Source organism: Bradyrhizobium sp. MI1.7, assembly GCF_055811795.1.
In genome coordinates this window covers 50,391-73,513 of sequence record NZ_JBVVPO010000048.1, presented here as the reverse complement: position 1 = coordinate 73,513, position 23,123 = coordinate 50,391, and the positions used below count along the sequence as shown (strand labels likewise).

The following is a 23,123-nucleotide window of genomic DNA, read 5'->3' as shown; positions in this document are numbered from 1 at the left end:
CCCCACCCCCCTATCATTGCGGGCCGGGGGGGCGGGTTTTTTTTTAAACCACACTCAAAAAAAATCTTTTTTTTAATTTTTTTTTAAAAATTTCCCGCGCGCGCGGTTTTTGGGGGGCCCGCGGATGGCCTCATGTGAGGATGGAGAATCGTGTCTCGTCGCGGCGTAGGCCCACGCCGTCTTGATCGACGTGTGCGATTTACTTGCAGTCGCCGCAAGGCATCGTGGATACGCAGGGGCCCGCCTACGCGCGACCTGCCGGCAGGCTCCGTCTGACCCGCGGCGAGAGCGAAACGGCGCCGTTGACCGCACCGGCACGGGCCGCTTCCGCCGCGAGATACTGATTGCCCCATGTCCAGAGCATGCGAACGACCGGTTCGAGCGAGCGCCCAAGCGCCGTCAGGGAATACTCGACCCGCGGCGGGACCTCCGCATAGATCTCGCGATGAATGAGGCCGTCCGCCTCGAGCTCGCGGAGCTGGCGCGTCAGCATGCGCTGCGTGATCCGGGACAGGCGCCGCTTGAGCTCGTTGAAGCGAATCGTATCGTCGAGCAGGTGGTAGAGAATCACGCCCTTCCACTTGCCGTCGATCAGATCGAGGGTGGCCTCCACGGGGCATCCCACGGCACAATCATACGTCTTGCTGCCGAGCTTCTGCATGGTTCACTCCGTGATACTAGAGGACTGGCCTGTGCGTAATTGTCAGTCCGCAAATTAGCGCGCATCGTGGCTCTCGCAAAGATCGATATCGGCGAGGCGGTGAACGAGCGGCCGCTTCGGCTCGCATTGGGTCTCTGCATTCAAATCCTGCGGCGGTTGCCGGCGCGGACCGGGCGCACGCGCGCCGGAATAACTGTGGAAAACAAAGGGAGGGAGCGGTGCGAAGCGTGAGGAGAGGAATTCGACTTGTCATTTTTCTGTCGGCGGCAATCGTCACGGGCGCGGCCTGTGCGGAGAACGGAGGCGGCAACGCGGAAGTCTTTGCGAAGCTCCCTCAGTCGGTCGGCAACATTGCGTTTACGCCGGACAATCAGCTGATCTTCAGTCACCATCCATTCTTCAGTCCCGACGTTCGTGTGGCGCGGCTGACATCGCCGACGACGTTCGAGCCGTTTCCAAATGCGGAATGGAATACGCCACGAAAAGGCACCGATCAGTACCTCGATAACGTCCTGGGTCTTCGTTCCGACGAAAGCGGTGTCGTGTGGATCATCGACATGGGATTCCGGACGCAGATCACGCCGAAGCTGGTCGGCTGGAACACGCGCACGAACAGGCTGGAGCGCATCCACTACATGCCCGAGCCCGTGACCGTGAAAGGCTCGCAGCCGCAGGACATCGTGATCGACCAGAAGAACCGGAAATTCTACATCGCCGACGAAAACATCGGGCCCGGCGGCGATGGCTCTCACGCTGCGATCATCGTCATCGACATGGATACGGGTGCCGCCCGGCGCGTGCTGGACGGCGATCGATCCACCGTCCCTGAAAATGTGCCGATCACCGTGGATGGCAATGATCTGACCGTGCCTGGCAAGGACGGCAAGCCTTCGCTCATTAAGGTCGGCTGCGACGGCATCACGATGGATGCCAGGTCCGAATGGGTCTATTTCGCGCCACTCAGCGGCCGGTCGCTGTACCGCATCAAGGCCACCGACCTCGGCAACGAGAAGCTGCCCGCCGAAGAGCTGAGCGCGCGGGTGGAACGCTACTCGGACAAACCGAACAATGGCGGCCTGTCGATCGACTATGCGGGCAACATCTACCTGACTGCGGTCGAGACCAAATCGATTGGAATCATAGGAGCCGACCGGAAGTTTCGCACTTATTTGAGCGATCCGGACATGGTGTGGCCGGACGGGATTACTGCCTCTCCCGAGGGGTACATGTACGTGTCCGCGTCTCAGGTCTCCGCAGCCGCCATGTTCCATGGCGGCAAGGCCGAAAACAAGACGCCGTATCTGATCTATCGGTTCAAGCCGATCGCGGCAGGCTATATCTCACGCTGACGGCGGGAGCGACGACCCCGGCAAGGGCAGCCGGGGTCGAAAACTGTCTCAGCGCTCTTCGCTCGTGGCGTTGGCGCTCGCCAGCCGCTTGACGCGCGGCGACAGCACCGACATCTGCGCGGGCGAGGCGGGCATGCCGGCGACGATCATCGCGGGCGCAGCCGACTGCTCCTCGACTCCGGCGCCGCCGAGAACCTGCACTTGCGTCGTCGAAATCGGAAACGACTTCACTTCGTAAGAGGGAAGCTCGCTGGCAAATGCACCGGCCGAGCTCAAAATCATGGCGCCGGCAACGGCAATCATCGAAAGAACGCGCATTGGAAAATCTCCGTGGAAGATGGCAATCGGAGGTTTGGTCGCGGCGATACCGCGCCAGGTTCGCTTGTGTGCGAACATTCGACCGCCGCCGGCGGATCTATTTGATATCGTGATGCGACAGGACGAAACGCGGAAGAAGTTTTCCGCGCCAATGTTTCCGGACGGTTTCGCCAAAGGGCTAGAAGCGGCTCGTCAGCCCGTTTGCAGATCGAGGTGCGGCGATCTGGTCGTCGCGGTGGCCTCGGGAAAGCGCAAGCTCATCGTCGTGCCGCGGCCCGGCGCGGAGGAGATGACCAGCTCTCCGCCGTGCGCGGCCATGATCTCGCGGACGATCGACAGGCCGAGGCCGGCGCCGTCGCCCGCGCTGTTGCCGGTCTGAAATGGCTCGAGCAGCCTGTGCTCCGCACCGTCGGGCAGGCCCGCGCCGTCATCGTCGATCGAGATGTCGCCGCGGCTAACCGTCGCAACGATGCGCCGCGCACCATGGGCGTGGATGAGCGCGTTGCCGACGAGATTGGCAAGCGCACTGCGTACCGCGGCGTCGACGCCTTGCACCAGGAACGGACCTTCTTCGGCGTGTTCCAGCGCAAGCTCTATGCCGGCGTCCAGCGCCGAGGGGCTGAAATCGGCGAGCACGTCCAGCGTGATCTCGGCAAGATCAATCGGTCGCTTCTCGATCGCATGATTTTGCAATCGCGCCAGGTCGAGCATGGCGGAGACCAGCGACGTCAGGCGGCGGACGTCGCGCACCAATTCCGCCCTCAGCGCCGGCTCGGGCACGTCCTCGATTTTCGCGCGCAGCAGCGTGAGCGGCGTGGGTAGCTGATGGGCGGCGTTGCCGAGAAAGCGGCGTTGCATCCTGATGTAGGCGTCGATCTCGCCGAAGGCGCGGTTCAGTGCTGCGACCAGCGGCTTCAGCTCGGTGGGGACTTCGGACAGGGATATCAGGCCCTGCGGGGCCGATGGGTCGATCGCGAGCGCGCGATGCGCCACCCGTTCGATGCCGCGCGAGACGAAACGTGCGGCCAGCATCGAGCCGATGGCAACCGTCGCCGCAAAGGCCAGCGCCAGCGTGATGATCCCGAAAATGCTGCGGGCAAGGAAGTTCCTGGCAATCCGGCCGAAGCGGACCTGGGGGGCGCCGACCATCATCGTAAGCTGCAACGGGCCCCGTTGCGCGACGGCGAGACAGAAGGTGCTCTTCTGGTCGAGCGTGCTGAAGACGGACGAGCCGATCGGCCCGTGATAGGGAAACGCGAAGGGGAGGGCGGGCCGGCGTTCGCTACCGTATTCGCTGACCAGATCGCCAGCGGACACGACGTACCAGAGGTTCGGGCTGTCCGTCCTGAGCTCCTCGAGGGCGGGAGTCGGACGTACCGTCAGGTTCTGCCCTTCGATCACTGTGGCGCGATCGAGAACGGCGACCACAACGCGGCAAGCCCTGAACTCGCGTTCCTCCATCGGGTAGCGCCAGATGAAGACACCGAGCATGATCAGGAAGATCGTCGTCGCGGCGATGCCAAGCGACAGCGCAAACGTTCGGGCAATCGACGTCATCGCGGTGTTGCCAGCCGCAGGATGTAGCCGATGCCCCGCATGCTGCGGATCTCGACATCGCCGCCGAGCTCGGTCAGTTTCTTCCGCAAGCGCGAGACCTGCGCTTCGAGCGTGTTGGATTCGATCTCGTCGTCGAAGCCGTAGATCTCCTCGATCAGGGCGGCGCGGGTGATGACGCGGTCGCGGCGCATCAGGAGCGCTCCGAGGATCAGCGCCTCGCGCCGGCGCAGCAGGATTTTCGTGTCGGCGACCACCGCTTCGTTGCTGCCGAGATGCAGCTCGACATTGCCGAGCGACAGCACCGAGGGCGCGAGCTGCCGGGGCCGCCGCAACACGGCGCGCACCCGCGCAATGAGCTCCTGCGGCTCGAACGGCTTGCCGAGATAGTCGTCGGCGCCGCCATTGAGACCGTCGACGACATCCTCCTTGGGTCCTTGGAGGTCAGCATGATGATCGCGGGACGGTCCGCCGATCGGCTCAGCGCCGTCACCACCTGGAGCGCATCTCCATCGGGCAGCATCCGGTCGATGATCGCGAGATCATATTTGAAATTGTCCAGCGCCTGACGGGCATCGGCAATCGAGCCGACGACGTCGACAATGCCGTGCAATTGTCCGAGCAGGCGGCTGACATAGGCGCCGATCTGCGGTTCGTCTTCGATTACGAGGGAGCGCACGCGGGTCGTCCTTGACTCTGCTGGGGCAACAAAACCCTGAGCGTGACGCTCCCTGGCCGAAGTCTGGCGTTCCGGCTCGTGCGCAGGGTTCCCATTAAGGCAGCGAGCTTGGCGAATAAAAGGCAGGAACGCGGGCGCCGACCGGCTCTAGCGCTCAAAGTTTGCGAGCGTGAGCGCGGCCCGGCAATGTTCGGGCAACATTGATCCGGCGGCGCGCCCGGCATGCGCCGCGAATGGATCGGGGCGCTGTCTGCCCCTTGCAATCTTGGGGCAATTTTGCCGGACCACATGCTGTGGCTCCTAACCACACGAGTCGACCAGGCCAGCAAGGCCGGTCCGGGGCCCTGTAAATGAAGCATTTTGACGAAGCTGCTCTCGATCCTGCGGCGAGAGCGCAGCAGACCTTGCTGACCGCCTTCCTCGCCGCGTTCGGCGCAATCCTGGCAATCCCGCAGTCGGCATCGGCGCAGACGGCGTTCACGTTGCCAGCCCCGCCGTTCGACGTGCCGATGCTGCCGTCACCTTCCGGCAACTGGACCGTCATGGTCGGCATCGGCGGAGAGTACACGCCGGATTTCGTCGGATCGAAGAACGGGAAGCTCATGCCGATCCCGATCTTCTCCATTCGCCGTGCCGGATCGGTCGACCAGTTTCGCGGGCCCCGCGACAGCGCCAGTATCGCGCTGTTCGACGTCGGAAATTTTCGCGCGGGCCCTGCGTTCAAATACGTCGGGTCGCGCAGGAGCGATAAATATGCCGAGCTGACCGGCCTTGGCGACGTCAAGGCCGCATACGAGCTCGGCGGGTTCGTCGAATATTTCCCGGTCGACTGGCTGCGCCTGCGCAGTGAATTGCGCCAGGGCATGGGCGGAAATACCGGCACGGTCGCCGATGTCTCCGCCGACGTCATCGTGCCGCTGATCCAAAGGCTCACGATCTCGGCCGGCCCGCGCTTCACCTGGAAAAGCACCAAGGCGACTGCGCCCTATTTCGGCGTCGACGCCGTGCAGTCCGTGGCGTCCGGGCTGCCGATGTACGATGCCAGAGGCGGTGCGCATTCGGTCGGCTTCGGCGGCCAGATCTCCTATCGCATCAATCCGCAGTGGGAAGTCCATGCCTATGTCGAGTACGAGAAGCTGCTGGGCGACGCCGCAGACAGCCCGCTCGTGAAGCTGCGGGGATCGTCGAACCAGACGACGATCGGCCTCGGTGCGTCCTATTCATTCGATTTCAGGATTCGATAGGTCACCATGCGCCGCATTGCTTTTCTATGGGTTGGCCTGGCGATCGCTTGCATCGCCCTCGGCGCGGCCGCGGCGTTCGAGACGCGCGCGACTCGGCTCCAGGCAATCAAGACCGTCGGCATCGTCTCGGCCATCGGCGAGGAGATGAGCCTGACGCAAGCCGGCCTGATCGCGCTCGGCAACGCCAGGCAAAGCCTCTCGATCAGCGCTTGGGGTCTGGACGAGCTGATCGTCCAGCAGGCGACGAAACTGCTCGGCGGACGCTTTCGCGTGCAGGCGGTGAGCTACCGACGCGCCGCGTTTGCCGCGATCAGGGATTCGGCGGTTGCGCCCGTCAATCTCCTGCGCAGCGATCCGTTCAAGGAGCTGGTTCGCAGCGATGTCGCGCCCCAGGGGTTGGATGCGTACATCGTCATCACCCGGGCCAGATCGAAGCTCGGCAACGGCCGCAACGTCGAGGACATCGGGCTCGCCCAATATCGGACGCTGCTTGCGGATTACGGCCTGATCCACGCGCTCTACGAGGTGCGCGTGATCGACGGCAAGTCGTTCGACGTGATCGAGAAGCGGGCGGCCGCGCCGCTCGACAACACGGGGACCATGCGGCTCGCCGGACCCAGCGGACCGATCGACGCGACGTTCGAGGGGCCCGCTGCGAGCGAACGGCTACGCGCGGCGATCACGGATCTCATCACGCGCAGCTTGCCCGTCACGCTGGGCGACATGCACCTGATCGACGGTCAGTGAGGCCGGTTGGCCCGGCTTCTAAAGCGCGATGAGATTGGTATGAATCGTCATCGCGCTTTAGGTTATTGTTTGAGCATGATCTTTCGGAAAACCGCTTTGCACTTTTCCGGATCATGCTCAGGTCACCGGCGCCGGATTGAACAGCGTGAGGTCGTTGTGGATGCCCCAACGGTCCGACCACGGCTTCGTGCGGCCGCTGGCGACATCGAGGATCAGGCGGAACAGGTCCCAGCCGGTTTCCTCGATGGTCTTCTCGCCGGTGGCGATGCTGCCGGCATCGAAATCGATCAGGTCCTTCCAGCGGCGCGCGAGCTCGGTGCGGGTCGCAACCTTGATCACAGGCGCAGCCGCAAGACCGTAGGGTGTGCCGCGGCCGGTGGTGAACACCTGCAGCGTCATGCCGGAGGCGAGCTGGAGCGTGCCGCAGATGAAGTCGGACGCGGGCGTCGCCGCAAATAGCATGCCCTTCTGCGTCGCCCTCTCGCCGGGCGAGAGCACGCCGGTGATGGCAGACGAGCCGGACTTGACGATCGAGCCGAGTGACTTTTCGACGATGTTGGCGAGGCCGCCCTTCTTGTTGCCGGGCGTGGTGTTGGCGCTGCGATCGGCGCCGCCGCGGGCGAGATAAGAGTCGTACCAGGCCATCTCGCGCACCAGCGCGCGGCCGACATCCTCGTTGATGGCGCGGCGGGTGAGGAGCTGGATCGCGTCGCGGACTTCGGTGACCTCGGAGAACATCACGGTCGCGCCGGCACGCACCAGCAGGTCCGCGGCAAAGCCCAGCGCGGGGTTCGCGGTGACGCCGGAGAAGGCGTCGCTGCCGCCGCATTGCAGGCCGATGACGAGGTCGGCGGCCGGGCAGGTCTCACGGGTGCGGGTGTTGAGGATCTTCAGGCGGGCTTCGGCCTGGGTCATGATCGCATCGACGATGGCGCCAAAGCCGTCGAAGGCTTCGTCCTGCATGCGCACGATGGCATCGCTGACGCCCTCCGGCACCAGTCGCTCGGGCGCGAGCTTTTCGCAGCCGAGGCTGATGACCAGGATCTCGCCGCCGAAATTCGGGTTCTGCGCGATGTTCTGCAGCGTGCGGATCGGAACGACCGCATCGGGGGCATTGATGGCGACGCCGCAGCCATAGGCGTGCGTCAGCGGCACGACGTCGTCGACGTTCGGGTATTTCGGCAGCAGCTCGGCGCGGATGCGCTTCACGGCGTATTCCATCGTGCCCTTGACGCATTGCACGGAGGAGGAGATGCCGAGGATGTTCTTGGTGCCGACCGAGCCGTCGGTGTTGCGAAAGCCTTCGAAGGTGAAGCCTTCGAGCGGCGGCAGCGGCGCGGGGACGGCGGTCGAGATTTCCAGCTTGTCGAGGGCAGGGGCCTCCGGCATGCGGATGCGCGCTTCGTCGACCCATTCGCCGGCCAGGATCGGCGACAACGCGTGGCCGATCACCTCGCCGTAGCGGATAATCGGCTGATCTTGCGCGATATCGACCAGTGCCGTCTTGTGCCCCTGCGGCACGAAGGCGCGCAGCGTCAGCCCGCTGGCGAAGCGGGAGCCGGCGGGAAGCCCGAAATCATTGACCACGATCGCGACATTGTCGCGCTCGTTGAGCTTGATGTAGCGGGGCTGCTCTTTCGCTGCGACGTCCTGGTCCATGGGAGGACTCCGAAAGTGTAGGGTGGGTTAGCGTAGCGTAACCCACCAATGTCTTCATCCGCGGAGGCAGAAGAGGTGGGTTACGCCAGCGGACCGCGCGTTGCGCAGCCGCGGGCTAACCCACCCTACGATCGTGGCCTATCAACCCGGATAGGTATAGGCGGTCTTCACCGTGGTATAGAACTCGCGCGCATAGGAGCCCTGCTCGCGGGCGCCGTAGCTTGAACCCTTCCGGCCGCCGAACGGCACGTGATAGTCGACGCCGGCGGTCGGCAGATTGACCATCACCATGCCGGACTCGCTGTTGCGCTTGTAGTGCGAGGCGTATTTCAGGCTGCTCGTGCAGATGCCCGAGGCGAGGCCGAACTCGGTGTCGTTGGAGATCGCCAGCGCTTCCTCGTAGTTCTTGGCGCGGATGACGGCGGCGACGGGGCCAAAAATCTCCTCACGCGCGATGCGCATATTGTTGTTGGCCTCGGTGAACAGCGCCGGCTGGAGGTAATGGCCGGGCGTCTCGCGCTTGAGCAGCTCGCCGCCGAAGGCGAGCTTTGCGCCTTCGTCCTGGCCGATCTTGATGTAGCGCAGATCCTGGTCGAGCTGGCTCTGGTCGACCACCGGGCCGATATGCACGCCGGCCTTGAGCGCGTCGTCCACCGACAGGCCCTTCAGGCGCTCGGCCACCGCCGCGACGAAGCGATCGTGGATGCCTTCGGTGACGATCAGGCGGGAGGAGGCGGTGCAGCGCTGGCCGGTCGAGAAATAGGCGCCGTTGACGGCGACCTCGACGGCGGTCTTCAGGTCGGCATCGTCGAGCACGACCAGCGGATTCTTGCCGCCCATCTCGAGCTGGAACTTCTTCATCGGGTTCGACAGCACGCAGGCCTGCGCGATCTTGCGGCCGGTCTGCACCGAACCGGTGAAGGAGATCGCGGCCACATCCGGATGGTCGAGCAGGGTCTGGCCGACGACGGAGCCGGAGCCGACCACGAGGTTGAACACGCCGGCCGGAATGCCGGAGCGGGTGATGATCTCGGACAGCGCATGTCCCGAGCCCGGCACCAGCTCGGCCGGCTTGAACACCACCGTGTTGCCGTAGCAGAGCGCGGGCGCGATCTTCCAGGCGGGGATCGCGATCGGGAAATTCCAGGGCGTGATCATGCCGACGACGCCGACGGGCTCACGGGTGAGCTCGACGTCGAGGCCGGGACGGACGGAGGCGCCCTTCTCGCCGATTAGGCGCAGCGCTTCGCCGGCGAAGAACGCAAAGATCTGGCCGGCGCGCGCGACCTCGCCGATGCCCTCGGGGAGCGTCTTGCCTTCCTCGCGGGCGAGCAGGCGGCCGAGCTCTTCCTTGCGGGCGAGGATTTCGAGAGAAATCTTGTTCAGCGCGTCATAGCGCACCTGCGGCGTCGACTGCGCCCAGGCCGGGAAGGCGGCCTTGGCTGCCGCGATCGCCTTCTCGGTCTGCGCCTTGTCGGCCTTGGCGTACTCGCCGACGAGGTCGTTGGTGTTGGAGGGGTTGATGTTCTTGGTGACGCCGGAGCCGTCGACCCATTCGCCGCCGATGAAGTTCTTCAGGATCGCAGTCATGTAGTCCTCCGAGATTTTCTTAACGCACGAGGCAGGGACGCTTGTCGTCAAAGGTCCAGCCGGGGATCAGGTCCTGCATGGCAGTAGCGTCATCGCGGGCGCCGAGTCCATGCTTCTTGTAAAGCTCATGCGCGGTTTCGATGGCCGGGCGGTCGATTTCGATGCCGAGGCCCGGCCGCTCGGGCACGGCGATCTTGCCGCCCTTGATCTGGAGCGGCTCCTTGGTCAGCGCCTGGCCGTCCTGCCAGATCCAGTGGGTATCGATCGCGGTGACCTTGCCGGGCGCGGCGGCGCCGACATGGGTGAACATCGCGAGCGAAATGTCAAAGTGATTGTTGGAGTGCGAGCCCCAGGTCAGGCCGTTGTCGCGGCAGGTCTGGGCGACGCGCACCGAGCCCTGCATGGTCCAGAAGTGGGGGTCGGCCAGCGGAATGTCCACCGCCCCCAAGCGTAGTGCATGGGAGAGCTGGCGCCAGTCGGTCGCGATCATGTTGGTCGCGGTCGGCAGGCCCGTGGCACGGCGGAACTCGGCCATGATCTCGCGACCCGAGAAGCCGGCTTCGGCGCCGCAGGGATCCTCGGCATAGGCCAGGATGCCGTGCATGCCCTTGCAGAGGCTGATCGCCTCGTCGAGCGACCATGCGCCGTTGGGATCGAGCGTGACGCGTGCGCTGGGGAAGCGCTTTGCGATGGCGGTGACGGCCTCGATCTCCTGCTCGCCGCGGAGCACGCCGCCCTTGAGCTTGAAGTCCGCGAAGCCATAATGGTCGTGGGTGGCTTCCGCGAGCCGCACCACGGTCTCCGGCGTCATCGCCTCCTGGTGGCGCAGGTTGAACCATTCGGGCTTGCCGGTCTCGCCGCTGACGTAGTCAAGCTTGCTCTTGCGCCGGTCGCCGACGAAGAAGAGATAGCCGAGCGTCTCGACGCTCTTGCGCTGCTGGCCTTCGCCGAGCAGTGCGGCGACGGGCAGGTTGAGGTGCTGGCCGAGCAGGTCGAGCAGTGCGGACTCGATCGCCGTGACCGCATGGATCATCACGCGCAGGTCGAACGTCTGCTTGCCGCGGCCGCCGGCATCTCGGTCGGCGAACGCCGTGCGGACGTCGGCAAGGATGTTGTTCATCGCGCCGACGGTCTTGCCGATCACGAGATCGCGGGCATCCTGGAGCGTCTGCCAGATCTTTTGCCCGCCCGGTACCTCGCCGACGCCGGTGTGTCCGGAATTGTCGGTGAGGATGACGATGTTGCGGGTGAAGAACGGCGCGTGCGCGCCGCTCAGATTGAGGAGCATGCTGTCGCGGCCCGCGACCGGGATCACCTGCATCGATGTGACGACCGGTGCGCCGGAGACCTCAGTCTGGGCCATCGCACGCTCCTCCCTGTTGTTGTCTGTTATTCTGCAGCTTGTTGTGACGATCGGATGGCGGGGAGATTCTTCACCAGCGCGGTCAGCTCCGCAACCTCCTGCTCGGTGAGATCGGTCAGCGGCGGGCGGACCGGGCCGGAATCGCGGCCGATCACCTTCATGCCGGCCTTGATGATCGAGACCGCATAGCCCTTCTTGCGGTTGCGGATTGCGATCAGCGGCAGGATGAAGTTCTTCAGGCCGGCATGGATCGTCTCATGGTCGCGCTTGCGCACCGCGGCGTAGAAGTTGGTGGCGAATTCTGGAACGAAGTTGAACACGGCCGAGGAATAGGTCGTCACGCCCATGTCGAGATAGGGCAGCGCGAAGGTTTCCGCGGTCGGCAGGCCGCCGATATAGGTGAGGCGGTCGCCGAGCTTGGTGTAGACGCGGGTCATCAGCTCGATGTCGCCGATGCCGTCCTTGTAGCCGACGAGGTTCGGGCAGCGCTCGGCGAGGCGCGCCAGCGTATCGGGCTGCAGGATGGCGTTGTCGCGGTTGTAGACGATGACGCCGATCTTCACGGCGGCGCACACGGCTTCCACGTGGGCGGCAAGGCCGTCCTGCTCGGAATGGGTCAGATAGGGCGGCAGCAGCAACAGGCCGTCGGCGCCGGCCTTTTCCGCGCCGATCGCGATCTCGCGCGCGGTGGCGGTGCCGTAGCCGGTGCCGGCGAGCACGGGCACGCGGCCCTTGGTCTCGTCGACGGCGATCTTGACCACCTGCGGAACCTCGGTCGGCGTCAGCGAGAAGAACTCGCCGGTGCCGCCGGCGGCGAACAGGCCGGCAACGTCATAGCCGCACAGCCAGTCCATGTTGGCGCGGTAGGTCGCCTCATCGAACGAATAGTCCGCCTTGAAGGGCGTGACGGGGAAGGACAGGAGGCCCGATCCGATCTTCTGGGCCATTTCCTGCGGGGTCATCTTGCTCATGGGCGCTGCTCCCTTAATTGCGTGTTGTGGAGGACGCGGGCCGAAGCCTGCGCGTCCATGCGCCGTTGTTTAGGAGACCGTTCGATGCGCGTCCAAGCCAAAGCCTATATCGACCGATGCGGATTGAGCATCAATCGTCCGCTACCTCCGCGGAGGACAATTCGCCTGCGATTTTGACCAGAGCGGAGAGCAGCGGGTTCTCGTCGTCGCGGCGCCAGACCATGAACAGCTCGACGGGGACGCGGGTGCGCAGCTTCAACGGCCGCAGTCGCACGTCGGCGATCTTCAGGCTCGCAGCCGCGGCCGGCACGATGGCAAGGCCGAGGCCGGCGCGGACCATGGCGAGGATCGAATGGATCTGGCTCAGATGCTGCACATAGCGCGGCAGCACGTCGGCGCGGGTGAACAGCGCCACCAGCAGATCGTGGAAATATCGGCTCTCATAGGGCGAGTACATCACGAAGGGCTGGTCGTCGAAATCCTTGATGGTGATGGTCTCGGCATTCGCCAGCGGATGCTTCTTCGGGATCGCGGCGAGCAGGGGCTCGGCGACGACACGGCGGCTGGCCACTTCGGGGCGCGCGATCGGCGGCCGCAACAGCCCGGCGTCGATCTGGCCGGAGCTGAGCGCCTCGAACTGATCACCGGACACCATCTCCTTCAGCGAGAAATCGACCTCGGGCAGCTTGGCGCGGCAGGCGGCGACGAGCTCCGGGAGGAAGCCGTAGGCGGCAGCCGCCGTGAAGCCGATTTTCAGCGAGCCGGTTTTGCCGAGCGCGATGCGGCGGGCGACTTGCGAGGCGCTTTCCGCAAGCTTCAGGATGCGCCTTGCCTCGGGCAGGAAGCTGCGCCCCGCCGGCGTCAGGCGCACCGAGCGGCTGGTGCGCTCCAGCAGCGGCGCGTCGATGATGTGCTCGAGCACCTGGATCTGCCGCGACAGCGGTGGCTGGGTCATGTTCAGTCGCGCGGCGGCGCGGCCGAAATGCAGTTCTTCGGCCACCGTGACGAAACAGCGGAGCTGGTTGAGGTCGAACATCGATACATGCCTTAGATGGATAAGGCGTTTCCCCGGCACTTCTAGCATCGATCATCCCCAAAACAAAGACGGCGGCTGAGGAGCCGCCGTTGAGTTGCCTGGTCAAGCTCCCGCGGGAGCCCTCAGGAGGAACGTTTGAGCACCACCCGCTCGATCTTGCCGACCACCACGAGATAGGCGAACGCGGCCACCAGCGCATTGGCGCCGACGAACAGCAGTGCGCCGTTGAATGAGCCGGTCGCGGCCAGGATGTAGCCGATCACGATCGGGGTGCTGATCGAGGAGAGGTTGCCGAAGGTGTTGAACAGGCCGCCGGAGACGCCGCCGGCTTCCTTGGGCGAGGTGTCGGAGACGACCGCCCAGCCGAGTGCGCCGATGCCCTTGCCGAAGAAGGCGAGCGCCATGAAGCCGACCACCAGCGCCTGTCCGTCGACATAGTTGCAGGCGATGATCGACATCGACAGCAGCATGCCGCCGACGATCGGGATCTTGCGCGCCATGGTGAGCGAGCCGGTCTTGCGGAGAATGGCGTCGGAGATGACGCCGCCGAGCACGCCGCCGATGAAGCCGCACAGCGCGGGCAGCGTCGCGACGAAGCCGGCTTGCAGGATCGACAGGCCGCGCTCCTTGACGAGGTAGACCGGGAACCAGGTCAGGAAGAAATAGGTCAGCGTGTTGATGCAGTACTGGCCGAGATAGACGCCGAGCATCCTGCGGTTGGAGAGCAACTGGCGGATGTGATCCCACCCGGAGCCGGACTCGGGCGCACGCTCCTGCACCAGATCGTTTTTGGGCGCGTCGAGATCGACCAGCGCGCCGCCTTCCTTGATGTAATCGAACTCGGCCTCGTTGATGCCGGGATGCTCCTTCGGGCCGTAGACGGTCTTGATCCAGACCAGGCCCATGATGACGCCGAGCCCACCCATCACGAAGAATACGAAGCGCCAGCCGTAATCATGCGCGATCCAGCCCATTAGCGGCGCGAAGATCACGGTGGCGAAATACTGTCCCGAATTGAAGAAGGCCGATGCGGTGCCGCGCTCATTGCCGGGAAACCAGGCGGCGACGATGCGGGCGTTGGCGGGGAAGGACGGCGCTTCCGCGACGCCAACAAGGAGGCGAAGTGCGAACAGCACGATGATGGCGGCGCCGGCGCTGAGGAAGCCGACCCAGCCCTGCATCATCGTGAACAGCGACCAGACGATGATGCTGAAGGCATAGACGAGGCGCGAGCCGTAGCGGTCGAGCAGCCAGCCGCCCGGCACCTGCGCCGCGACATAGGACCAGCCGAAGGCCGAGAAGATCCAGCCCATGGCGACGGGATCGAGATGCAGCTCTTTCGAGAGTGCGGGGCCCGCGATCGACAGGGTGGCGCGGTCGGCATAGTTCACGGTCGTGACCAGGAACAACATGGTCACGATGAACAGCCTGACGCGAGACCTCCTCACGTCCGCTGCGGACGACACCACTGCGCTCATCACGCGCCTCCTTAGAACTCGAAATGTTTCCTCTCTGCGACTCCTAGAGGCGCGCGCGGCAAAGTGTCCAAGTTCAAGGGAGTATCGATCGATGCCGTTTTTGGATCGATGGAACGGCAGGTGCGGGGAACGATCACGAGGTGACGAGAATGTGCGATCGTGATGCGCGAGGTCGTGCTCCGCACACCACTGTCATTCGCCGCGAAAGCGGGGAATCCAGTACGCCGCAGCCTCTCGATTCAATCACCGCTGTCACGGAGTACTGGATCGCCAGCCTTCGCGGGCGATGACACCGAGTATGTGGGAGCAGTGTCGTGCTATTGCTGCGTGCCCAGCAGCGGCGCCAACAGTCCGCGTGTCACGCCGGGCGGCACGGCATCGAGGCCGAGCACGCTGCTCGCGGCCGGCAGTGCGGCGTCCGCCATCGCGGCGTGGCCTTCCGCGCTTGGATGCACGGCGCCGCCGTAGACGGCGGAGAGCACGCCCCAGGTGGCGTCGTGGATGTCGCTCGGCTGGCTCGCCGCCGGCAGGCCTTGCGGATAGGTCATCGCGGCAAAATAGCTGTCGTTGGCATCGCGGATCCAGCGCGCGCGCGGCAGGTAGGCGCGATACTCCGAGGCGCCGCGGCCGCACAGCATCGGCTGGCTCGCCGCGCTCACGATATCGGGATTGAAGCTCTGGCCGTTCTCGGCGAAACACGTGCGGTCGAATTCGGGATCGTTGCCCGCATGGGCGCAGAAGCCGTGATCGGCGAACACCGCCTGGTGCGAGTCCACGAAGGTCATGCGATCGGCTTCGGGATCGCGGCACAGTGCGCCGCGCGTGCAGGTGGCGAGCCCCTTCAGCTGCGGCAGGAATTCGGTGTCGACGAAGGTCGAGACGCGGGCCAGGCGCTGCGGATCGGCGTTGAAGGACGGATGGATGTCGAACCCGGCGCGGCCGCCGCGGCAGGGCACGCCGCCATCGGCGAGCGCGGGATTGGCGTAGGAGACATAGACCACGTGCGAGAGGTCGCCGCTGACGAGCGGCTTGAGCGCCTCGCGCAGCTTGGCGAAATTCTGCGGCAGCTCGCGCGCCAGCGCATCGCGGGAATCGTCGACGCTCGCCATCACGCCGGAGCGGCGGAACAGCGCGCGCTCGGTCGCGGTGTCGACGATGACGTCGGCGACGAGGCCGGAGAAGTAGACATCGTTCGCGCCGACCGAGAGCAGCACGAGGTCAAGCGTGCGGTCGGGCTGGCGCTTTTTCGCCGCGGTGAGCGCCTCGCGCAGCTCGGCGACCTGGGCGTTCACGCTGGTGTTGCAGACGCCGGTCTTGCCGGGCGGGCATTCGCGGGCGCGCTGCGAGCCCAGCAGCCCGTCGCCGATGCTGGCGCCGGTGCAGGCGAGCGGCAGAAAGGTCACCGCGATGTGGGTGTAGCGCACCGCGAGCGCGAGAGCCGTGCGGGCCTGGTAGCTGTAGAGCGAGCGGTGGCAGGGCGAGTTGAACCAGAGCGCGCCGTAATGTTGCCAGTTGGCGAGGGTGTCGGGTGCCTCGCAGGCGCGGCCACCTTTATAGCCGGCGCGGCTCGGCCGGTAGTACTGCGCACCGGCGGTACCGAGATAGGAGCGGAAGCAGAAGCCCTCGTCCGACAGCGCCAACGGCCGGTCCGGGTTGCCTTCGCCGGAGCCGATGCTGTCGCCGAGCCCGGCGACGAAGATGTCGCGGACCTGAATCTCGGCCTGGACGCGCTGGGTCGGATCGGAGCCGGAGGAGACGTCGACGCTCGCGACCGTCTGCTTGCCGTAGCGGACGCGCAGGTTGATCGGCTCGGCGCAATCGAAAGTCGAGGTCTGCGGCCCGTCGCCGTCGTCGAACGACCAGGCGCAGGTGGCGCCGACCGGCACTGCGCCGGTCAGGCGCACGGTCACCGGATGGTCGGTCGGGGTGAGGTAATTCTCTTTGACGTTGTCGCGGGTGCAGGGCTGGTTGACCCGGCCCTGGAGGTCGATGCAGAGCCGGTTGACCATGTTGCGGGCCCAGCCGCGGCCCTCGCTCTGGAGCTCCAGCGACTGCTCGGCGGCGAGGATGCTGCGGTTACGCGCGTTCTCGACATGGAGCTGGAAGTCGCGCTCCTCGCGGAACAGGCGGAAGCGGTTGCGCACCTCCCAGGATATTTGCATCGCACCGGCGCCCTGCGCGGCGGCGCGCTCGAGCGGCAAAGACGTCAGAATCCCGGCAAGCAGCAGGAGGCCTGCGGGAAGGGTACGAAAGGAAAAAGGGATCATGGCCCGCGTGTTCAACGGCAAAGTTGAGGCGGAAATAAGAGAGCATTGCTGCGCCGCCCGCAACCTCTGTCTGACGGTCGCCCGCCCGCCTTACCGCTTGCTGGCCTGTCGCAACGACCGCTCGCGTTCCATCGCTGCTACCTGCTTGGGCAGGTTGCCTTGCGCGCAGGCCTCGGCTAGTCGCCGCCGCTCCTGCCAGGGCTCGACCACGTTCATCCAGAGCTCGCGCGCGCCCATGATGGAGATGGCGAGGCCGAACGGGATCACGAAATAGAGGATGCGGAACACCAGCAGGGTCGCCAGGAGCTGCTCGCGGCCGAATTCGGGCAGCGCGACCAGCATGGCGACATCAAACACGCCGATCGAGCCGGGCGCGTGGCTGGCAAAGCCGATCAGCGTCGCCAGGATGAACACCACCGCCAGCGACATGAAGTCGATCGACGGATTGGCCGGCATCAGCAGGTACATCGCCGTCGCGCAGAAGCCGAGATCGACCACGCCGATCAGGATCTGGACGAGCGTCAGCGGCGCCGAGGGCAGCACCACCTTCCAGCCCTTCTGGCCGAGCTCGCGGCGCTTCTCGCCCATGCAGAGCCAGACCAGATAGGCGCCGATCGAGGCGAGGCCGCCGAGCCCGATCAGCCGGTTGATCGACGACGGCAGTTGATCCATCGATGAGGCGGCATCCGGATGGATGACCATGCCGATCGAGAGCACGAAGATGTTACCGAGCCAGAAGGTCAGGCCTGACAGGAAACAGATCTTCGCGACGTCGATCGCGTTCAGCCCGTAGTCCGAATAGATCCGGAAGCGGATCGCGCCGCCGGTAAAAACGGTGGCGCCGATGTTGTGGCCGATCGAATAGGACGTGAAGCTGGAGAGTGCTGCGATGCGATAGGGCACATGTTTCTTGCCGATCGTTCGCAGTGCAAAATAATCGTAGAAGGTCAGCGTACAGAACGCGAAGACGACGCAGATCGCCGCCAGACCGATATTCCCGCGGGGAATCTCGGTCAACGCGGTCAGGATGACGCCGGTATCGATGTCCTTGAGGGTGCGCGCAAGCGTGGTGATCGCGAAGGCGATGATGAAGACGCTCGCAGCAACACCGAGCCGTCGCCAGCCGATCCATCTCTTGAAGCCGCGCTTCAGCGCGGGCAGCAGTCCGTGCATTCATCCTCCCGGCGGGGGGCAAGACCGATCGGCCAGACATTGGCCGGTCGGGTGCGATCACTGCCCGAAATGGGCTTCGACCGCTAGGTATGATGTAGCTCATTTAAGGCAAAAACAGCGACTTGTGCAGCCCTTGACAACAATAGGTTCTGCGTTCGACCGATAGGTTCTGCGGTGGACCGCCGCTTTTGTCATATGTGGTTCATATCGGGCGCGCGTTAAGCATATGAGTCGAGGCACTTGCCTGGAACGCGCGTCCGCATCTTGACATGATTTCGTGTCCGCCCGTAGTCGGCATTGTTCCAGCGCAAGCGATGCGAGCTTTTTTGGAACGTCGGTACTGTGCGCTGGTTAGCGCTCCATCAGCAATCGAACATGGCGGAATCATCGGCTTTTCGTGCGAGCCGACGCCTCCGTGTTCCCGAAACCGCGAGGATCGGAACGATGGGACTGTTCACAAAAGACATCAAGACCATGAACGACCTGTTCGTGCACCAGCTACAGGACATCTATTATGCCGAGCAGCAGCTCACCAAGGCGCTGCCGAAAATGGCAGATAAGGCCACCGATCCGCAGCTGAAGCAGGGCTTTTTGACGCACCTCGAAGAAACCAAGCAGCACGTCAAGCGGCTCGAGGAAGTGTTCAAGATGCACGGCGCGCAGGTGAAGGCGGTCGACTGCCCGGCGATCGACGGCATCATCGAGGAAGCCGACGAGACCGCCGGTGAAGTCGCCGACAAGGCGGTGCTGGACGCCGCCCTGATCAATGCGGCCCAGGCCGCGGAGCATTACGAGATCGTCCGCTACGGCAGCCTGATCGCCTGGGCCAAGCAGCTCGGCCGCAATGACTGCGCCACCGTGCTCGCCAAGACGCTGGAAGAAGAGAAGGCGACCGACAGGAAGCTGACCACGCTCGCCGAGAGCAAGGTCAACCTGCGCGCGGCGAGCTAGGACCGGGCGTAGCTGCGAAAAAGGCGTCGCGCGGTCATCCGCGCGGCGCTGGCGTATGACGCATTCATCATTCGGTCATTGTCGAAGCATGGCGGCGGGCTGGTAGCGTATGTTTCGCATGGGGCTGCAACCGAGGCGGCAGCATGCGAGCCAGCATCATCAAATATGAACCCCTCGACGGCGGAGCCGCTGCGCAGCGTGCCGGCTCGCGCCTTGCAACCTCCCTCACGCTTGCCGCGATGAGCCTCGGCTATGGCGTCGTCCAGCTCGACGTCACCATCGTCAACACTGCGCTGGACGCGATGGGCAAATCGCTCGGCGGCGGCATCGCCGAGCTGCAATGGGTGGTCAGCGCCTACACCATCGCCTTTGCCGCCTTCATTCTGACCGCCGGTGCGCTCGGCGATCGCATCGGCGCCAAGCGCATCTTCATGTCGGGGTTCGCCATCTTCACCGCGGCCTCGCTCGCCTGCGCGATGTCGCCCAATGCGGCCGCGCTGATTGCTGCGCGGCTGGTCCAGGGGCTGGCGGCGGCGATCCTGGTGCCGAATTCCCTGGCGCTGCTCAATCATGCCTATGCGGACGACCGCGCGCGTGGCCGCGCCGTGGCGGTCTGGGCCGCCGGCGCCAGCCTGGCGCTCACTGCCGGTCCCTTCGTCGGCGGCGCGCTGATCACGCTGGTCGGCTGGCGCGCGATCTTCCTGGTCAACCTGCCGATCGGTCTTACCGGCTTGTGGCTGAGCTGGCGCTACGCCAGCGAGACCACGCGGTCGCGCTCGCGCGAGATCGATCTGCCCGGCCAGCTCGCCGCGATCGCTGCGTTGGGCACGCTTGCCGGCGCGATCATCGAAGCCGGCGCGCTCGGCTGGAGCCATCCAGCCGTGATCGCAGCATTCGTTGCCTCAGCCGCATTCGCGGTGCTCTTCGTCTGGCGCGAGAGCCGCACCGTGCAGCCGATGCTGCCGCTGTCGCTGTTCCGTCACCGGCTGTTTACCCTGACCACGATCGTCGGCCTCTTCGTCAACATCGCGATCTACGGCCTGATCTTCGTGCTGAGCCTGTATTTCCAGAGGATCAACGGGCTGTCGGCCTGGTGGACCGGGCTCGCCTTCGTGCCGATGATGGGGGCGGTGCTGCCCGTCAACCTGCTGGCGCCGCGTCTGGCCGAGCGCATCGGCTCATGCCCGACCATCGTGGTCGGCGCCTGTATCTCGGCACTCGGCTGTCTCGGGCTGCTCTGGACCGAAGCCGGGACCAGCTACTGGGCGATCTTTGCGCAGATGATCGCGATCAGCGGCGGACTTGGCCTGCTGGTGCCGCCGCTGACCTCCAGCTTGCTCGGCAGCATCGACAAGGCGCGCTCCGGCATCGCCGCCGGCGTCCTGAACGCGACGCGGCAGACCGGCAGCGTGCTCGGCGTCGCGCTATTCGGCTCGCTGGTGGCCTCGGACAGTGCATTCATGACGGGCCTTCACCAGTCGCTAATCATATCGGCGGCCGTCCTGCTGCTCGCCGCCGCCGTGATCGGCCTCGGCGCAATTGCACCTGACGCAAAGGCGCAAGGCCGCTCAATGTGAGCGATCCCACACATTCTCTGTTCACCATTCCCGAAACCGGCGCATAGCCGGTTACCGACTGTCCATCTCTGCCGGCTCTAGTGCGATTGGAATAGGGGCCGGCAATGTATCAAGTACTTTACTGCCTGACGGATCAGCATGATTGGCGTCTGGTCGCACTTGGCGGAGCGGTGTGTCTGCTCGCCAGCGCGGCGGCGATCAGCCTGTTCCACCGCGCGCGTGCGGCGCGCGGGGGAGCTCGCGTATCGTGGGTCGCGCTTGATGCCGTCGTCGCCGGCGGCGGCATCTGGGCAACCCATTTCATCGCGATGCAGGCTTACGGTCCTGGTGCGGGCGGCGCTTACAACATTCCGTTGACGGTCCTGTCGCTGATCTTCGCGATCGCGGTCACCTTCATCGGGCTGAGCATCTCGGTGTCGGTGACGCGGGCGGGCCTGGTTGCGCTCGGTGGCGCCGTCGTTGGTGGCGGCGTTGCCGCCATGCATTACACCGGCATGATGGCGCTCGAGATTCCCGCGCACATCGGCTGGACGACCGGCACAGTGACGGTCTCGATCATCCTCGGCATCGTTCTCGGGTCGCTTGCCATGGTCGTTGCAGGGCGGCGCGACAGCCTTGCCGGCGCGCTCGGCGCGACGGTGCTGCTGACGCTTGCCATCGTCTCGCATCATTTCACCGCCATGGGCGCCGTGGAGCTGACGCCGGATCCTGCGGTCGTGATCAGCGGCCTGTCGATCCCGCCGGCCTCATTGTCGATCCTCACCGCCAGCGCCGCCGCTGCGATCATCGCGATTGCGCTCGCGGCGGCTCTGCTCGACCGCCGCGCCAAGGGCGAACTGGGACGCCAGCAAGTCGTGCTGGATACCGCGCTCGAGAACATGTCGCAGGGACTGTGCATGTTCGATGCGGACGGCAAGATCCAGCTCTTCAACGAGCGCTACGCAGCGTTGCTCGGCCGCACCGACATTCCGCTCGCCGGCCGCCTGCTCGTCGACGTGTTGCGGGAAGAGCAGGCCAAGGGCCAGTGGCAGGGCGATGCGGGCGAATTCTTCGCACGCCTCGTGGCCGACGCGCGCGAGGGCCGCACGACCAGCCAGGTCGTCGCCCGGTTCGGTCGCTCCATCCGCGTCGTCAACCAGCCGATGCAGGGCGGCGGCTGGGTCGCGACTTTCGAGGACATCACCGAATGGCTGGAGGCGCAGGCCAAGATCTCGCACATGGCGCGCCATGACGCGCTGACCAATCTGCCGAACCGCGTGCTGTTCCACGAGCAGCTCGAGCAGGGACTGGGCCGGGCGAAGTCGGGCGACCAGCTCGCGGTGCTGTGCCTCGATCTCGATCACTTCAAGGACATCAACGACTCGCTCGGCCATCCCATCGGCGATGCGCTGCTCAAGGAAGTCGGTCGCAGGCTGAAGGCCACTGTCGGCGCGAGCGACACCGTCGCGCGGCTCGGTGGCGACGAGTTCGCCGTGGTCCAGATCGGGCGCTCCGAGGAAGCCGCGGCGCGAGCCCTTGCCGGCCGCCTCGTCGAGGTGATCTCCGCGCCTTACGAGATCGACGACCATCAGATCGTGATCGGCGTCTCGATCGGCATCTCGCTGTCGCCGCAGGACAGCGACAATCCGGACGAGCTGTTGAAGAACGCCGACCTCGCGCTGTACCGCGCCAAGGCGGACGGCCGCGGTACCTATCGTTTCTTCGAGACCGGCATGGATGCGCGCGCGCAGGCGCGGCGGCTGCTGGAGATGGACTTGCGGGCAGCGTTGCTGCGCGACGAGTTCGAGGCGTACTACCAGCCGATCCGCGACGTCGCCAGCGGCCGCGTCGTCGCCTTCGAGGCGCTGCTGCGCTGGAACCATCCGCAGCGTGGCCTGATCGCCCCCATCAACTTCATCCCGGTGGCCGAGGAGACCGGCCTCATCGTCCAGCTCGGCGAGTTCGTGCTGCGCAGCGCCTGCAGTGACGCCGCCACCTGGCCGGACGATGTCGATGTCGCCGTCAACCTGTCGCCGGTGCAGTTCAAGAGCCCGAACCTGATCGCATCCGTGACCGATGCGCTTGCAGCCTCAGGGCTCGCGGCGCGGCGGCTCGAGCTCGAGATCACCGAATCGGTGCTGCTCCAGAACAGCGAGGCGACGCTGACCACCCTGCACGAGCTGCGCGCCATGGGCGTGCGGATCTCGCTCGACGATTTCGGTACCGGCTATTCGTCGCTGAGCTACCTGCGCAGCTTCCCATTCGACAAGATCAAGATCGACCGCTCCTTCGTGTCGGAGCTTGCGACGCGCGAGGATTCCATGGCGATCATCCGCGCCGTGACCGGCCTCGGGCGCAGCCTCGGCATCGTCACCACGGCGGAAGGCGTCGAGAACGACGCGCAGCTCGAGCTGCTGCGGCGCGAGGGCTGCACCCAGGCGCAGGGCTATCTTTTCAGCAAGCCGCGGCCCGCATCCGATGTCGCGTTGATGCTGAACCGGCCGCGGCTGCTCGCCTCGGCCTGATG

The 23,123-nt window shown here is 65.2% G+C and carries 18 protein-coding genes and 1 pseudogene; 6 read left to right on the top strand and 13 right to left on the bottom strand.

Annotated features, from left to right (window positions below; genetic code table 11):
- Positions 1-244 precede the first annotated feature (244 nt).
- On the bottom strand, positions 245-661 hold the full coding sequence (locus tag AC0L3X_RS33000) for a winged helix-turn-helix transcriptional regulator (protein WP_231142331.1): 417 nt from the start codon (positions 659-661) through the stop codon (positions 245-247).
- 227 nt (positions 662-888) lie between these two features.
- On the opposite strand from AC0L3X_RS33000, the gene AC0L3X_RS32995 reads away from it, so the two are divergent.
- Positions 889-2,010 carry a major royal jelly family protein gene (locus AC0L3X_RS32995; RefSeq protein WP_231142330.1) on the top strand — a complete coding sequence of 374 codons (1,122 nt, stop codon included), beginning with the start codon at positions 889-891 and terminating at the stop codon, positions 2,008-2,010.
- A 48-nt stretch (positions 2,011-2,058) separates the two neighbouring features.
- Here AC0L3X_RS32995 and AC0L3X_RS32990 read toward each other — a convergent pair whose 3' ends face one another.
- The 4 genes and pseudogenes from AC0L3X_RS32990 to AC0L3X_RS32975 form a co-directional block, all read right to left on the bottom strand.
- A complete protein-coding gene (locus tag AC0L3X_RS32990; protein WP_231142329.1) occupies positions 2,059-2,328 on the bottom strand; it encodes a hypothetical protein in 270 nt (89 codons plus the stop codon).
- 192 nt (positions 2,329-2,520) lie between these two features.
- Positions 2,521-3,885, bottom strand: coding sequence for a sensor histidine kinase (locus AC0L3X_RS32985; protein ID WP_354141832.1), 1,365 nt, complete (start codon positions 3,883-3,885; stop codon positions 2,521-2,523).
- Entirely contained in the window at positions 3,882-4,220 is a 339-nt protein-coding gene (locus tag AC0L3X_RS32980; protein WP_231142327.1) for a winged helix-turn-helix domain-containing protein, read from the bottom strand. Before AC0L3X_RS32980 ends, AC0L3X_RS32985 begins: the two co-directional genes overlap by 4 nt.
- Positions 4,221-4,363: 143 nt before the next feature.
- Positions 4,364-4,561: pseudogene (locus AC0L3X_RS32975) on the bottom strand (response regulator); the annotation flags it as partial.
- Between the two features lie 350 nt (positions 4,562-4,911).
- Between AC0L3X_RS32975 and AC0L3X_RS32970 the strand changes: the two are divergent.
- Together AC0L3X_RS32970 and AC0L3X_RS32965 are read left to right on the top strand one after the other, a co-directional pair.
- Positions 4,912-5,805 (top strand): MipA/OmpV family protein, encoded by an 894-nt coding sequence (locus tag AC0L3X_RS32970; RefSeq protein WP_231142326.1) that lies wholly within the window; start codon positions 4,912-4,914, stop codon positions 5,803-5,805.
- Positions 5,806-5,811: 6 nt separating this feature from the next.
- Positions 5,812-6,552 (top strand): hypothetical protein, encoded by a 741-nt coding sequence (locus tag AC0L3X_RS32965; protein ID WP_354141833.1) that lies wholly within the window; start codon positions 5,812-5,814, stop codon positions 6,550-6,552.
- 117 nt (positions 6,553-6,669) lie between these two features.
- Here AC0L3X_RS32965 and garD read toward each other — a convergent pair whose 3' ends face one another.
- From garD to AC0L3X_RS32925, 8 genes are all read right to left on the bottom strand, one after another.
- Positions 6,670-8,211, bottom strand: coding sequence for a galactarate dehydratase (garD, locus tag AC0L3X_RS32960; RefSeq protein WP_135214562.1), 1,542 nt, complete (start codon positions 8,209-8,211; stop codon positions 6,670-6,672).
- Positions 8,212-8,352: 141 nt separating this feature from the next.
- Entirely contained in the window at positions 8,353-9,801 is a 1,449-nt protein-coding gene (locus tag AC0L3X_RS32955; protein ID WP_063982243.1) for an aldehyde dehydrogenase family protein, read from the bottom strand.
- Positions 9,802-9,820: 19 nt separating this feature from the next.
- Positions 9,821-11,164, bottom strand: coding sequence for a glucarate dehydratase (gene gudD, locus AC0L3X_RS32950; protein WP_085405880.1), 1,344 nt, complete (start codon positions 11,162-11,164; stop codon positions 9,821-9,823).
- 26 nt (positions 11,165-11,190) lie between these two features.
- Positions 11,191-12,135, bottom strand: coding sequence for a 5-dehydro-4-deoxyglucarate dehydratase (gene kdgD / locus AC0L3X_RS32945; RefSeq protein ID WP_038952797.1), 945 nt, complete (start codon positions 12,133-12,135; stop codon positions 11,191-11,193).
- 130 nt (positions 12,136-12,265) lie between these two features.
- On the bottom strand, positions 12,266-13,171 hold the full coding sequence (locus AC0L3X_RS32940; RefSeq protein ID WP_354099787.1) for a LysR family transcriptional regulator: 906 nt from the start codon (positions 13,169-13,171) through the stop codon (positions 12,266-12,268).
- A 122-nt stretch (positions 13,172-13,293) separates the two neighbouring features.
- Positions 13,294-14,649 carry an MFS transporter gene (locus tag AC0L3X_RS32935; protein WP_473317130.1) on the bottom strand — a complete coding sequence of 452 codons (1,356 nt, stop codon included), beginning with the start codon at positions 14,647-14,649 and terminating at the stop codon, positions 13,294-13,296.
- A 317-nt stretch (positions 14,650-14,966) separates the two neighbouring features.
- On the bottom strand, positions 14,967-16,916 hold the full coding sequence (locus tag AC0L3X_RS32930) for an SGNH/GDSL hydrolase family protein (protein ID WP_354131385.1): 1,950 nt from the start codon (positions 16,914-16,916) through the stop codon (positions 14,967-14,969).
- 90 nt (positions 16,917-17,006) lie between these two features.
- On the bottom strand, positions 17,007-18,089 hold the full coding sequence (locus AC0L3X_RS32925; protein ID WP_063982249.1) for a lysylphosphatidylglycerol synthase transmembrane domain-containing protein: 1,083 nt from the start codon (positions 18,087-18,089) through the stop codon (positions 17,007-17,009).
- Between the two features lie 444 nt (positions 18,090-18,533).
- On the opposite strand from AC0L3X_RS32925, the gene AC0L3X_RS32920 reads away from it, so the two are divergent.
- From AC0L3X_RS32920 to AC0L3X_RS32910, 3 genes are all read left to right on the top strand, one after another.
- Positions 18,534-19,040, top strand: a complete 507-nt coding sequence (locus AC0L3X_RS32920; protein WP_028148543.1) for a YciE/YciF ferroxidase family protein — start codon at positions 18,534-18,536, stop codon at positions 19,038-19,040.
- A 143-nt stretch (positions 19,041-19,183) separates the two neighbouring features.
- The gene (locus AC0L3X_RS32915) at positions 19,184-20,617 is read left to right on the top strand and encodes an MFS transporter (protein WP_354131386.1); all 1,434 of its coding nucleotides are present in this window, start codon (positions 19,184-19,186) and stop codon (positions 20,615-20,617) included.
- A gap of 104 nt (positions 20,618-20,721) precedes the next feature.
- Positions 20,722-23,121 (top strand): bifunctional diguanylate cyclase/phosphodiesterase, encoded by a 2,400-nt coding sequence (locus AC0L3X_RS32910; protein ID WP_063982252.1) that lies wholly within the window; start codon positions 20,722-20,724, stop codon positions 23,119-23,121.
- Positions 23,122-23,123 lie beyond the last annotated feature (2 nt).

Bases quoted from the DNA above. Each gene is read 5' to 3' on its own strand.
- AC0L3X_RS33000 (WP_231142331.1), bottom strand. From the start codon at position 661: ATGCAGAAGCTCGGCAGCAAGACGTATGATTGTGCCGTGGGATGCCCC.
- AC0L3X_RS32990 (WP_231142329.1), bottom strand. From the start codon at position 2,328: ATGCGCGTTCTTTCGATGATTGCCGTTGCCGGCGCCATGATTTTGAGC.
- AC0L3X_RS32985 (WP_354141832.1), bottom strand. From the start codon at position 3,885: ATGACGTCGATTGCCCGAACGTTTGCGCTGTCGCTTGGCATCGCCGCG.
- AC0L3X_RS32970 (WP_231142326.1), top strand. From the start codon at position 4,912: ATGAAGCATTTTGACGAAGCTGCTCTCGATCCTGCGGCGAGAGCGCAG.
- AC0L3X_RS32965 (WP_354141833.1), top strand. From the start codon at position 5,812: ATGCGCCGCATTGCTTTTCTATGGGTTGGCCTGGCGATCGCTTGCATC.
- garD (WP_135214562.1), bottom strand. From the start codon at position 8,211: ATGGACCAGGACGTCGCAGCGAAAGAGCAGCCCCGCTACATCAAGCTC.
- AC0L3X_RS32955 (WP_063982243.1), bottom strand. From the start codon at position 9,801: ATGACTGCGATCCTGAAGAACTTCATCGGCGGCGAATGGGTCGACGGC.
- gudD (WP_085405880.1), bottom strand. From the start codon at position 11,164: ATGGCCCAGACTGAGGTCTCCGGCGCACCGGTCGTCACATCGATGCAG.
- kdgD (WP_038952797.1), bottom strand. From the start codon at position 12,135: ATGAGCAAGATGACCCCGCAGGAAATGGCCCAGAAGATCGGATCGGGC.
- AC0L3X_RS32940 (WP_354099787.1), bottom strand. From the start codon at position 13,171: ATGTTCGACCTCAACCAGCTCCGCTGTTTCGTCACGGTGGCCGAAGAA.
- AC0L3X_RS32935 (WP_473317130.1), bottom strand. From the start codon at position 14,649: ATGAGCGCAGTGGTGTCGTCCGCAGCGGACGTGAGGAGGTCTCGCGTC.
- AC0L3X_RS32930 (WP_354131385.1), bottom strand. From the start codon at position 16,916: ATGATCCCTTTTTCCTTTCGTACCCTTCCCGCAGGCCTCCTGCTGCTT.
- AC0L3X_RS32925 (WP_063982249.1), bottom strand. From the start codon at position 18,089: ATGCACGGACTGCTGCCCGCGCTGAAGCGCGGCTTCAAGAGATGGATC.
- AC0L3X_RS32920 (WP_028148543.1), top strand. From the start codon at position 18,534: ATGGGACTGTTCACAAAAGACATCAAGACCATGAACGACCTGTTCGTG.
- AC0L3X_RS32915 (WP_354131386.1), top strand. From the start codon at position 19,184: ATGCGAGCCAGCATCATCAAATATGAACCCCTCGACGGCGGAGCCGCT.
- AC0L3X_RS32910 (WP_063982252.1), top strand. From the start codon at position 20,722: ATGTATCAAGTACTTTACTGCCTGACGGATCAGCATGATTGGCGTCTG.